Consider the following 12,143-nt stretch of genomic DNA (forward strand, 5'->3'; position numbering starts at 1 on the left):
TCCTGCTCAGAGATAGGCAGGATGCGATCGCTTCTTTCCTGAACCATGTTCAGGAGAGTTCAGCGTGAATGTATCAGTTGTGGGGATCCGTACTCCACTATGGGTGGAGAGAAAAAGTGGGCTTGGATCCCAGTCCTAGTGGATGTAGCCGACTTGGGTGAGCGTTCCTTGACTTGGGCTTAAGTTATACCCTTGTCGGCATGAGTTTTGACGCTGTGGCCCACTCGGCCAGGTGATAGAACAGGGTCAAACCCAACAGCATTTGGGAGCTTTGTTGTCATGGCTACGTTGCAACCCAAAGTGACCCACCAGCTTTTGGCGGCCTTAGCCCTGTTTGCCTGTCTGGGCTTGTTGCCTGCTTGTGGCGAGAGCAGCAGCAGCACCGTCAGCCCCCCCAGCATCACCCCCACCCCCACCGGCTCATAATTCGGCTGGTTTTTGCATGCCCTTGCAGCGGTTGCCCAAGTTGGTTCAGCTTTGGGCTTTGAGGATCGCGGGGATCTTTTGTCTTTGTCTGCTGGCGGCCTGTGGAGGATCCCCTACCTCGATGGAGCCACCGCGGGCAGGGGAAGTGCCGATTGCCAGCTTCCTGTGCCGGTTGGATCGCCAGACCCGCAGCTTCACGGGGCCTATTTACGCCGAACAGCCCCAGGTTGCTACCTGCAACCCCGGTCGCCTTACGCCTGCAGCAGCCCAAAAGATGATGGATCGGCTGAATTTTCTACGGCTGTTGCACCAGTTACCGCCGGTGAAGCTCAATCCTCAGTTCCTAGAAGCCTCCCAGCAAGCGGCCTTGATGCAGGTAGCCAATGGTACTCTCAGCCACCAGCCGCCCCCTTCTTGGCGCTGCTTTACCCCTGCTGGGGAGGCGGGATCCCGCTTCAGCAACCTGGCGGTTGGGCCCATCCTAGAGCTGAACGGCCCCGATCCAGGCCGGGTGTTGGCGCGGCAGGTGGACATCTATTTTGCCGAGCCAGGTCGAGAAAACTTTGTGGATGTGGGGCATCGCCGCTGGAACCTGTATCCTCAGTACGCCCAGGGGGCCTACGGCATTGTCTTTGACCCACGGGCTGGACGGGTGACCCAGGCCAACGCCAACTGGATCTTCGGTTTTGACGAGTCGGTGCCAGATCCAGAGTTCATCGCCTTCCCGGAGAAAGACGGCTACCTCTACCGCCTAGAAGGGTTTTCCGGCCAGCCCCTGTCTGCCTACCGCTGGTCTTTCTCGGTGCCCAGCCGTGGCGGCAAGGCTGATCTCAGCCAAGCCCAAGTCCGCATCACCGATGCCCTCAGCGGCGAGCCGGTGCCTGTTGGAGATCTCCGCGTGGGGGATCCCGCCTTTGGCCTGGAAACTTTGACCTACTCCGTGGGTTCGATCCAGCCCAATCGCAACTACACCTTTGAAATTAGCGGCATTCGCCTCAACGGTGGCCCCCCCCGCAGCTACCGCTACACCACCGCTCTCTACGACTGCGATCCCCAAACTTCCCAACGGCCCGCACCCCTCACCGAAGGGCTGGGGATCCCGCCCCGTCTGCTCTGGCAGATGGAGCCTTTCAACTCTTTCAACCCTCTCAACTAGCTTTTCCTCACCCCCAGCCCCTTTCCCAAAGGGGAAAGAGGGGTCTGCTGCTCCTGGAAGCCTGACTTTATGCATAAAGCGCAATTCAAGAATGACAAAACTGCATAACCTGTTACAAAGTGTAACTGCCAATACCAAAGTTAACGGTTCGTCATCGCTAGGGTAGCTAGTGTTCACCCCACGGCAGCGATCATGGCGAACCAATTTGAACGCCTCAAAAGCGAAAAGGATGGGCTGGCGGTCAAGGCCGAGCTGGAGGCTTTTGCCCGGATGGGTTGGGAGAACATTCCTGAAGACGACCGGGATCACCGCCTCAAGTGGCTGGGGATCTTCTTTCGCAAGCGCACCCCAGGTCAGTTCATGCTGCGGCTGCGCCTGCCCAATGGGATCCTAACCAGCGGCCAAATGCGGATGTTGGGCGCAATCATCCACCCCTATGGAGAACAGGGCGTAGCCGACATCACCACCCGGCAGAACCTGCAACTGCGGGGCATCCCCATCGAGGAAATGCCCCAGATCCTGGGCTACCTGAAAGAGGTAGGCCTGACCAGCATCCAGTCGGGCATGGACAACGTGCGCAACATCACGGGATCCCCGCTGGCCGGTATTGACCCGGACGAGCTGATCGACGTGCGCGGCCTCACTCGCAAGGTGCAGGACATGGTTACCAACAACGGCGAGGGCAACCCTTCCTTCAGCAACCTGCCGCGCAAGTTCAACATCGCCATCTGCGGTTGTCGTGACAACTCCGTGCATGCGGAGATCAACGACCTGGCCTTTGTGCCCGCCTTCAAAAATGGCCGCCTGGGCTTCAACGTCCTGGTGGGCGGCTTTTTCTCTGCTCGCCGCTGCGCCGAGGCAATTGGCCTAGATGTCTGGGTGGATCCCCGGGATGTAGTTCCCCTGTGTGAGGCGGTGCTGCTGGTCTACCGGGATCACGGCCTGCGGGCCAACCGGCAAAAGGCACGGCTGATGTGGCTCATTGACGAGTGGGGCCTAGAGAAGTTCCGGGCGGCTGTGGAGCGCCAGATAGGCCACCCTCTGCTCAGGGCAGCGGAAAAAGATGAGGTGGTCTGGCACAAGCGGGATCTGCTGGGGGTGCATGCCCAGAAGCAGCCGGGCCTCAACTTTGTCGGCCTGCATGTGCCGGTGGGGCGGCTCAACGCCCTGGAGATGATGGAGCTGGCCCGCTTGGCGGAGGTGTACGGCTCCGGGGAGCTGCGGCTGACAGTGGAGCAGAACGTGCTCATCCCCAATGTGCCCGACTCCCGAGTGGCCCCGCTCCTCAAAGAGCCGCTCTTGAAGAAGTTCTCCCCCAACCCAGGGCCCTTGCAGCGGGGGTTGGTGTCCTGTACGGGCAACCAGTTCTGCAACTTTGCCCTTATCGAGACCAAAAACCGGGCTGTGGCCTTGATGGAGGAGCTGGAGGCGGAGCTGGAGATCCCCCAAACGGTGCGCATCCACTGGACGGGCTGCCCCAACTCCTGCGGTCAACCCCAAGTAGCCGATATCGGCCTTATGGGCACCACTGCTCGCAAGGACGGCAGGGTGGTGGAGGCCGTGGACATCTACATGGGGGGAGAGGTGGGCAAAGACGCCAAGTTGGGCGAATGCGTGCGCAAAGGGATCCCTTGCGAAGACCTCAAGCCGGTCTTGGTGGAGTTGCTCAGGGAGCACTTTGGGGCCAGGCCGCGTCAGCATCCGTCCGCCGCCCAGGCTTCTGTTTTGGTAACCCGCTAGCGGTTCTGTTGCCGTCCTGAAAGTTTTTCTTTCTTCGTCGTTGTAAATCTTGGAGGTTTCGATGTCTAAGCTGTTCAGCACTTCCTCTCCCGTCTCCCGTCGGCAATTTTTGGCTGGGGTGGCTGCTCTCACGGCTGGGGCGGCCACGGCTGGGATCCCGCGCGCCCAATCGCAATCCTTGGGCAAAGGCTACTGGGTGGCGCAGGCCGATACTCCCGAAACCACCAGCGCCAAGCTGGGGTTCATCGCTCTAACCGACGCGGCCCCCCTGATCATCGCCAAAGAAAAAGGGTTCTTTGACAAGTACGGCATGAAGGACGTAGAGGTGGTCAAGCAGGCCTCTTGGGGCACCACCCGCGACAACTTGGTGCTGGGATCCGCCGCCGGCGGCATCGATGGGGCACACATCCTCACCCCCATGCCCTACCTCATCACCACCGGCAAAGTTACCGATGGCAAGCCGGTGCCTATGTACATCTTGGCCCGTCTCAATCTGGACGGTCAGGGCATTAGCATTTCCAACGAATATCGGGATCTGAAAATTGGCTTGGATAGTTCCCCCCTCAAAGCTAAGTTTGCCGAGTTGCGAGCAGCCGGCAAAGAGCCCAAATGTGCGGTGACCTTCCCTGGTGGCACCCACGACATGTGGATGCGCTACTGGCTGGCCGCAGGCGGGATCGATCCCACTAGCGACGTCTCCATCATTGTGGTGCCGCCGCCGCAGATGGTGGCCAATATGAAATCCAGAACCATGGAAGCCTTCTGTGTGGGCGAGCCTTGGAATGCCCAGCTGGTGAACCAAAAAGAGGGGTATACTGCCCTCACCACCGGCGAGCTGTGGAACGGCCACCCGGAAAAGGCCTTTGCCCTGCGGGCCGACTGGGCAGATGCGCACCCGAAAGCCACCCTTGCCCTGGTGAAAGCGGTGCTAGAAGCCCAGATCTGGTGCGACCAGATGGAAAACAAAGAGGAGATGTGTCGCATCATCGGCGACCGTCGCTGGTTGGGGGTTCCCGTAGCGGATATCTTGGGCCGCGCCAAAGGCACTTTCGACTACGGCACCGGCAAGGTCGTTGAAAACAGCCCCCACCTGATGAAGTTCTGGCAGGACTACGCTTCCTACCCCTTCAAGAGCCACGATCTCTGGTTTTTGACCGAAAACATTCGCTGGGGTTACCTACCTGCCGACACCGATACCAAAGCTTTGGTGGATAAGGTCAACCGAGAAGATCTCTGGCGGGAAGCTGCCAAAGCCATTGGCCAGGAGGCGGCCATTCCCCCCAGCCCTTCCCGAGGAGTGGAAACCTTCTTCGACGGGGTGCAGTTCGATCCCGAAAATCCTGCCGCCTACCTGGAGAAATTGGCGATTAAGAAGCTGGCCTAATTTCCCAACTTTCCCCAGCAAGTTAGCTGCAAACCCTCTGTCCAGGAGAGAAGGGATCCCCGAATCCCCACAAAAACTGTTCAACTGAAACCCCTTCTCTCTTGGGATTCTCTTAAGTTGACTTCAACCTTACTCCCAGCAAGCCATGAGGATTTTCCACTCTGCCCTACAGTTGGGCTACCACCTCTTTCGGATCCTGCTTCCCCTACTGGTTGGCCTAGGCCACTGGCTGCTGAAAACCAGCCCAGGCTTTGTTCTTCAGTCCAATGCCGGGCTCCACTCCCCGGCCAGCTCTGCATCTTCTTCTGCTTGGAGGCAGCGAGTCCAAATCCACCAAGTGCTGCGCCGCATTCTTTTGCCCACCACGGCCATTTTAATAGTGCTCGTTCTCTGGCAAATTGCCTATAGCCGCCCCGGAGCCAACTTGCCCACCCCTCTCCAGGTTTGGCAGGACACCTGGGATCCCCTCATTAAAGATCCCTTTTTTGACTATGGCGGCAATGCCAAAGGGCTGTTCTGGCAAATTTGGGCCAGCTTGCGGCGGGTGTTCATTGGGTTTGCCCTGGCCGGCTTGGTGGGGGTTGTGGGCGGCATGATCATCGGGGTCAATCGCTGGCTGTACGAGGCTTTGGATCCCATTTTTCAGGTGCTGCGCACGGTGCCGCCTTTGGCCTGGCTGCCGATTTCTTTGGCTGCCTTTCGAGATGCCAACCCTTCCGCCATTTTTGTAATCTTCATCACGGCTCTCTGGCCCATTTTGATCAACACCGTTGCCGGCGTACAGCGGATCCCTCAGGATTACCGCAATGTGGCCAGAATTGTGCGCATGTCGGGCTGGAAGTACTTTTTCAAAATCGTTTTCCCGGCAACTGTACCCTACATTTTTACCGGCTTGCGCATTGGGGTGGGCTTGTCTTGGCTGGCCATTGTGGCGGCGGAGATGTTGATTGGCGGTGTGGGCATCGGGTTCTTCATCTGGGATGCCTGGAATAGCTCCCGCATCAGCGAAATCATTCTGGCTTTGATCTATGTCGGGATGGTGGGTCTTCTGCTGGATCGCATCACGGCTTGGATTGGCTCGCTGGTGGTGGCTGAGGATCGCTAAATGAGCTTGGCCGAGTTTTAGATTGGTTGCTGACAATTTCTCCATGCTCTCAGAAATCATCTCAGGGGAATCATGAAGACCCAGCCTTACATTGAAGTGGATCATGTCGACAAGGAATTTCTCCTCGACAACGGAGAGGTCTATCCTGTCCTGAAAGACATCCACCTGGAGATCCAAAAAGGGGAATTTGTCTCGTTGATCGGCCACTCCGGCTGTGGCAAATCGACCCTGCTCAACATCATTGCTGGCCTGGAAAAGCCTTCCCGAGGGGGCATTCTCCTGGAGGGCCGACAGGTTACGGATCCCGGCCCGGATCGCATGGTGGTGTTTCAGAACTATTCCCTGCTGCCCTGGCTGACCGTGCGGGAGAACATTGCCCTGGCCGTGGACGAGGTGCTGGGATCCCTTCCCAAAGCGGAGCGGGACCGGATTGTGGCAGAACACATTCGCCGTGTGGGGTTGCAGGGGGCAGCCGATAAACGCCCGGCGCATCTGTCAGGGGGGATGAGACAGCGGGTGGCCATTGCCCGAGCCTTGGCCATTCGTCCGCGAGTGCTGCTGTTGGATGAGCCTTTTGGCGCTCTGGACGCCCTGACGCGCGGCAGCCTACAGGAGCAACTGATGGAGATTGCCCAGGCGGAGCAGCTCACCTGTGTCATGGTTACCCACGATGTGGATGAGGCGCTGCTGCTTTCGGATCGGGTGGTAATGATGACCAATGGCCCGGAGGCCCGCATTGGCCAGATTTTGCGGATCCCTTTTCCTCGACCCCGCCATCGTTTGGAAGTGGTGCGTCACCCCGACTACTACAGCCTGCGGGGAGAGATGATCTACTTTCTCAACCAGCAAAAGCGGGCTCGCCAAAAAACGCCTGTTCGCGTGGCCATTGCCAAACACGGCCTGGAGAAGGTCAATTTGGAGGTTGGCTTTGTGCCCCTCAACGACTGCGCCCCGCTGGTGGTGGCGCAGGAAAAAGGCCTGTTTCAAAAGCATGGCCTGGAGCAGGTCACCCTGGTGCGGGAGCCAGGCTGGAAGACCATCTGGGAAGGGATCCGCTCCGGTCGGCTGGACGCGGCTATGGTGGTGGCCGGGATCCCGTTGGCTTCCACCTTGGGAGTAGGGGGAGTTCCGGTGCCTTTGATTACCGCGCTAACCCTCTCCCGCGGCGGCAACGCCATTACCTTTGGGCGCAGACTTTTGGAGCGAGGCGTTCAAAGCCTGGCGGATTTTCGCCAATACCTCAACCACACCCCCGACACAGTCCACACCCTGGGAGTGGTTCATCCGGCTTCCATGCAAAACTTCCTGTTGCGGCACTGGCTGGCCGGTGGGGGGGTGGATCCGGATCGGGACGTTACGTTGACGGTGATCCCACCCCCGCAGATGGTGGCCCATCTCAAGGCCGACAACATCGACGGCTACTGCGTCGGCGAGCCCTGGAACTCCCGCGCTGTGCGGGAACAGTTGGGATTTATCGTCACCACCACTCCCGAAATCTTGCCCAGCCACATTGAAAAAGTGCTGACAGTGCGCCAGGATTGGGCGCAAAACTACCCCCGCACCCATGTAGCTCTGGTCAAGGCACTACTGGAAGCTTGTCACTACTGCGATCAGCCGCAGCACCGCCCTGAGATCCTGGAGTGGCTGGCCCAGCCCCAGCATGTGGGAGCGGCCAAGGCGGATTTGCAGCCGGGGTGGACGGGTATTCTGCAGCGGGGAATGGCCGATGAATCCCAGGCCCTTGTCGGTTTTCATCAGTTTGCCAACGGGCGCAACACCTGTCCCGAAAGGTTGGAACACCTCTGGATCTTGACGCAAATGGCTCGCTGGGGACTCTGCGCTTTTCCCCGCAACTGGATTTCGGTTCTCGACCAAGTTCTGGACAGTGAGACCTACGCCCTAGCCGCTAGAGAACTGGGCCTGCCGGATCGGGCCCATGACCGCGGAGCTTTGCTCTTTGCCGATGGATCCCGCTTCGACGGAGAGGATCCCGTTGCTTACCTGGAGTCGGTGGCCATCCGGCAGGATCTGAAGCTGCAGGAGTACCAGCTCAGCGAAGTTTAGCTTTTGTTACCTTAAACTCTCGATTGGAAAACACCATGATGACCAGCTCCCGCACGTTCTCCTCACCGCTATCTTCTGCTTCTCCGGTTGCAGGACTGCCCCTTCTTTGTCTTCAGAATGTGGGCAAGACCTACTTCACCTCAGCAGGGCCCTTCGTTGCGCTGGAAAATATCAATCTGGAAGTGGCCGCCGGTGAGTTTGTTTGCATTATTGGCCACTCGGGTTGTGGCAAATCCACCTTGATCAACATGGTGGCGGGTTTTTCGACTCCCACTTCGGGATCCATTACCCTCAAGGGCCAGCCCATCACCTCCCCAGGGCCGGATCGGATGATGGTGTTTCAACATTATTCCCTTTTGCCCTGGCTGACGGCTTTTGAAAATGTTTATCTGGTGGTGGATCAGGTTTACCCAAACAAATCCCGGCGGGAGAAAAGGGAAATCGTTGAAGAACACCTAGAATTGGTAGGTTTAGCAGAGGCAGCCCACAAGCGGCCCAAGCAGCTTTCTGGAGGCATGAAGCAAAGGGTAGCCATTGCCCGTGCTCTTGCCGTTCGTCCGCAAGTTTTGCTCTTGGATGAGCCTTTTGGGGCCTTGGATGCCATTACCAAGGAAGATCTACAAGATGAGCTGCTGGCCATTTGGCGGGATCACCGCTGCACAGTTTTGATGATTACCCACGACATCGACGAGGCTCTCTACTTGTCAGACCGTGTGGTGATGATGACCAACGGCCCCGCTGCCCATATCGGCGAGATCTTGACCATTCCCTTCGAGCGACCGCGCATCCGCTCCCGCATTATGGAAATGCCCGAGTTCTACGAATTGCGCAACCGCGCCCTTGACTTCCTCTATCGTCGCTTTGCCCATAGGGAGGATTAAGCTAGGAATCAAAACGCTTGGGGAGGGAAGTTGATGGCCGCTGCTCCGGTTCAGGTAGCTCCAACCGATCTCCCAATGGAGGAGCGGGTCTCTAGCTTGCCCAAAACCCTTGCCGACTATCTGGCCAATCCGGTTGCCCAAACCAAATGGGTAGATGGCTACATTGTGGAGAAAGTGGGGCAAACCTTAGGGCATGCCAAGATCCAAACCCGACTTCTCTTCCGTTGGCTCGGTTATGTTGAATGTCAGCCATTGGGGGGTATGGTTTTGGTGGAGGCTCCCTGCCAAACGACAGGCAAAGTCAGAAGACCTGATGTTGCCTACCTGTCTCCAGATTTAATCCAGCAATTTGGAGAGGATATTGCCACGCTGCTGCAGAGCTATCCTCTGGTTGAGGAGATCTTCTCTCCAACCGACTGTGGAGAAGATATTTTCCTAAAAGCCCAAGAGTATCTCAGCTCCGATGTACTGGAAGTCTGGCTGGTTTTTCCCAGAAGCAAATACGTTTTTATCCAAACTCAAGATCGCCATCTTTGGCCAGCTGAACAGGACACTGACAAGAGCTAGGTTGTATTACCTGGCTTGGAGATCCAAGTTGCTGCTCTTCTCAGCTAAGGGATCCAAAATGCGAGAGAATTGGGCGTTTAATAGGGATCCCAACTCATGGTGACCGCGATGGAGTCGGAAAAAGCCGTCATCAAAACCCTATGTCCCTACTGCGGCGTAGGGTGTGGATTGGAAGCGGTTGCAACAGCCTCAGGTGACTGGAAAATGAGAGGCGACCGGGAGCATCCTTCCAGCTTGGGGATGGTCTGTGTAAAGGGGGCTACGGTTCTGGAGGCAGTTGGTCGAGATCGGCTGCTCTCTCCCCTGTTTCGGGAGAGCTTGGATCAGCCCTTTCGCCGCATTTCTTGGGATCAGGCTTTTGAGGAGATGGTTTCTCGGCTGCGCCGCCTCAAAGACAACCCCCACTCCATAGCCATGTATGGATCGGGGCAGTTGCTCACTGAAGACTATTACGTTGCTCAAAAGCTCATTAAGGGCTGCCTGGGCACCAATAATTTTGACACCAACTCGCGCCTGTGCATGTCCTCAGCCGTCTCGGCCTACACCCAATCCCTGGGATCCGATGGCCCCCCTTGCTGCTACGAGGATCTCGATCTCTGCAATCTGGCTTTTCTAGTGGGCACCAACACCGCCGAGTGCCACCCCATTCTTTTTAATCGCTTGAAGAAGCGGCACAAGCCCGGATCCCCCCTCAAAATGGTGGTCGTGGATCCCCGGCGCACTCAGACAGCAGAAGCTGCCGATCTCCACTTAAAAATTCGCCCCGGTACGGATATCGATCTTTTCAATGGGATTGCCCATTTGTTGTTAAAGTGGGGATCCATTGCTGCTGATTTTATCGAGGGCTGCACCCAAGGTTTTGCTGAATATGCAGCTTTGCTGGCCGATTATGAACCGCAGATTGTGGCCCAGCGCTGCGGAATTGCCACCGAGGATTTGATCGAAGCAGCCAAGCTTTGGCAGGGATCCCAAAGGGTTCTCTCCCTTTGGTCGATGGGCCTAAACCAGTCCAGCGAGGGCACCGCCAAGATCACCAGCCTAATCAATCTCCATCTCCTAACTGGGCAAATTGGCCGACCGGGGACCGGCCCCTTTTCCTTGACCGGCCAGCCCAATGCCATGGGCGGTCGAGAGGCAGGGGGGTTATCCCATCTGCTGCCGGGATATCGGCTGGTGAGCCAGCCCCAGCATCGGGCAGAGGTGGAGCAGGCTTGGGGTTTGCCCGGCGGCTCCATCTCCCCCCACCCAGGACTGAGGGCCACCGAGATGATTGCCGCTCTGGAAACCGGATCCCTGCAGTTCTTTTGGATTGTGGCCACTAATCCTTTGGTGAGCTTTCCGGATCTGGAACGGGTCAAAAAAGCCCTGAAAAAGTCTCCCTTTACCGTTTACCAAGAGGCTTATTACCCTACAGAAACGGCAGAATATGCCCATTTGCTTTTGCCCGCCTGCCAGTGGAGCGAGAAAACCGGGGTGATGACCAACTCCGAGCGCAGGGTTACCCTTTGTCAAGCCTTTCGAGACCCCCCTGGCGAAGCCCGACCCGATTGGGAGATCTTTGCTGAAGTGGGGCGCAGGTTGGGCTTTGAAGCGCAATTTTCCTTCCAAACCGCGGCAGAGGTTTATGCAGAATTTGCCGCCCTTACCGCAAATCGCCTCTGCGATCACTCCGGCCTCAGCCATGCCCTTTTGGCAGAACAAGGCCCTCAGCAATGGCCTTATCCCAAAGAAAGAACCTCGGCCCCTAAGTCCACTCGCCTCTACACAGATTGGCGTTTCCCGACCCCCGATGGCCGCGCCCGCTTTATCCCCCACCATTCCCGTGGCCTAGCAGAGCCGCCGGATCCCCAGTTTCCCTACGTATTAACCACGGGCAGGCTTTACGGCCATTGGCACACCCAAACCCGCACCGGCAGGATTGAAAAAATCAAGCAAATGCACCCCCAACCCTTTATTGAAATCCATCCTCGCGATGCGGAAAAACTGGGCATCCAAGATGGAGATTGGGTTCAAGTGCGTTCTGCCCGCGGACGGGCCTATTTCCCGGCCAAGATAACTGCCAACATTGCCCCTGGAACAGTGTTTGTGCCCATGCACTGGGGATCCCTCTGGGCAGAACAAGCTGAGTGTAATGCCCTTACCCATGACATCAGTTGTCCCGATTCCGGCCAGCCGGAATTAAAAGCCTGTGCCGTTGCTCTTGAGAAAGCCGACCCACCGCTCAAGCAATCCCCTCAACTCTAGATTTGGTTCCTAATCGAGGTTCCCATGACTCTGTTTCAGTTTGAGCAAGATTTTGCCGACTCTCTGCGATGCATTCCCATGACCTTGCGCCTAAAGCTGGATTTGTGCGGGATCAAGCTCAAGCTCCATCAATGGGCCAAGTTTTCCTTAGAAGAGCGGCGGAAGTGTGTTGATTGGCCCTCTGAATCTCCACAGGATCTAGAAGAACTCCGCAACCATCTGCGCCATTTGGTCCGCTCCATCTGCCACGAAGAGGTGCAAGAGATTCCCATTGATCCCCAGCCTGAATGGCAAAATCCGCACCAGATCCCGATGGCTGTCCAACAAAAAGCTCAAGACCTGGGGATCCGGCTTGCCCTCGATTTCTGGAGAAACTTGCACGATATCCAGAGATTTGCCTTGCTGAAGTTGAGCCGATCCCATCACGAAAACAAAAATTTCTTGCCCGCTCTGCGAGAGTTTGGCCTGAAGATGGCGAGGGATGGTGATTGCAGTTACTGTAAACTACCCGGCTCCGACCGCTAAGCGGTACGGAGCGGGCTTTCAGTAGCCCTGAGCCTGTTCTGCTCTACCAGA

The 12,143-nt window shown here is 57.3% G+C and carries 10 protein-coding genes; all 10 read left to right on the forward strand.

The window, feature by feature from the left end; translation table 11 throughout:
• The first annotated feature begins 279 nt into the window (after nt 1-279).
• Nucleotides 280-426, forward strand: coding sequence for a hypothetical protein (locus NW828_RS12415; RefSeq protein WP_187147246.1), 147 nt, complete (start codon nt 280-282; stop codon nt 424-426).
• Nucleotides 427-442: 16 nt separating this feature from the next.
• Nucleotides 443-1,582 (forward strand): CAP domain-containing protein, encoded by a 1,140-nt coding sequence (locus tag NW828_RS12420; protein ID WP_414384184.1) that lies wholly within the window; start codon nt 443-445, stop codon nt 1,580-1,582.
• 192 nt (nt 1,583-1,774) lie between these two features.
• Nucleotides 1,775-3,322 carry a ferredoxin--nitrite reductase gene (locus NW828_RS12425; RefSeq protein ID WP_414384186.1) on the forward strand — a complete coding sequence of 516 codons (1,548 nt, stop codon included), beginning with the start codon at nt 1,775-1,777 and terminating at the stop codon, nt 3,320-3,322.
• 61 nt (nt 3,323-3,383) lie between these two features.
• Nucleotides 3,384-4,706 (forward strand): CmpA/NrtA family ABC transporter substrate-binding protein, encoded by a 1,323-nt coding sequence (locus NW828_RS12430; protein ID WP_414384187.1) that lies wholly within the window; start codon nt 3,384-3,386, stop codon nt 4,704-4,706.
• A 145-nt stretch (nt 4,707-4,851) separates the two neighbouring features.
• Entirely contained in the window at nt 4,852-5,811 is a 960-nt protein-coding gene (gene ntrB, locus NW828_RS12435) for a nitrate ABC transporter permease (RefSeq protein ID WP_414384189.1), read from the forward strand.
• A 72-nt stretch (nt 5,812-5,883) separates the two neighbouring features.
• The gene (locus NW828_RS12440; RefSeq protein ID WP_414384191.1) at nt 5,884-7,875 is read left to right on the forward strand and encodes a nitrate ABC transporter ATP-binding protein; all 1,992 of its coding nucleotides are present in this window, start codon (nt 5,884-5,886) and stop codon (nt 7,873-7,875) included.
• A gap of 38 nt (nt 7,876-7,913) precedes the next feature.
• Complete coding sequence (locus NW828_RS12445) at nt 7,914-8,756, forward strand: ABC transporter ATP-binding protein (protein ID WP_414357824.1); 843 nt, start codon at nt 7,914-7,916, stop codon at nt 8,754-8,756.
• A gap of 33 nt (nt 8,757-8,789) precedes the next feature.
• A complete protein-coding gene (locus tag NW828_RS12450; protein ID WP_414384193.1) occupies nt 8,790-9,323 on the forward strand; it encodes a Uma2 family endonuclease in 534 nt (177 codons plus the stop codon).
• A gap of 108 nt (nt 9,324-9,431) precedes the next feature.
• Nucleotides 9,432-11,567, forward strand: a complete 2,136-nt coding sequence (locus NW828_RS12455; protein WP_414384195.1) for a molybdopterin oxidoreductase family protein — start codon at nt 9,432-9,434, stop codon at nt 11,565-11,567.
• A 24-nt stretch (nt 11,568-11,591) separates the two neighbouring features.
• Entirely contained in the window at nt 11,592-12,092 is a 501-nt protein-coding gene (locus NW828_RS12460; protein WP_414384194.1) for a nitrate reductase associated protein, read from the forward strand.
• Nucleotides 12,093-12,143 lie beyond the last annotated feature (51 nt).

It is taken from the genome of Synechococcus sp. W55.2 (assembly GCF_047461635.1).
Taxonomy (GTDB): domain Bacteria; phylum Cyanobacteriota; class Cyanobacteriia; order Thermostichales; family Thermostichaceae; genus Thermostichus.

Coding starts and splice junctions, on each gene's coding strand:
- NW828_RS12415 (WP_187147246.1), top strand. CDS start 280: ATGGCTACGTTGCAACCCAAAGTGACCCACCAGCTTTTGGCGGCCTTA.
- NW828_RS12420 (WP_414384184.1), top strand. CDS start 443: ATGCCCTTGCAGCGGTTGCCCAAGTTGGTTCAGCTTTGGGCTTTGAGG.
- NW828_RS12425 (WP_414384186.1), top strand. CDS start 1,775: ATGGCGAACCAATTTGAACGCCTCAAAAGCGAAAAGGATGGGCTGGCG.
- NW828_RS12430 (WP_414384187.1), top strand. CDS start 3,384: ATGTCTAAGCTGTTCAGCACTTCCTCTCCCGTCTCCCGTCGGCAATTT.
- ntrB (WP_414384189.1), top strand. CDS start 4,852: ATGAGGATTTTCCACTCTGCCCTACAGTTGGGCTACCACCTCTTTCGG.
- NW828_RS12440 (WP_414384191.1), top strand. CDS start 5,884: ATGAAGACCCAGCCTTACATTGAAGTGGATCATGTCGACAAGGAATTT.
- NW828_RS12445 (WP_414357824.1), top strand. CDS start 7,914: ATGACCAGCTCCCGCACGTTCTCCTCACCGCTATCTTCTGCTTCTCCG.
- NW828_RS12450 (WP_414384193.1), top strand. CDS start 8,790: ATGGCCGCTGCTCCGGTTCAGGTAGCTCCAACCGATCTCCCAATGGAG.
- NW828_RS12455 (WP_414384195.1), top strand. CDS start 9,432: ATGGAGTCGGAAAAAGCCGTCATCAAAACCCTATGTCCCTACTGCGGC.
- NW828_RS12460 (WP_414384194.1), top strand. CDS start 11,592: ATGACTCTGTTTCAGTTTGAGCAAGATTTTGCCGACTCTCTGCGATGC.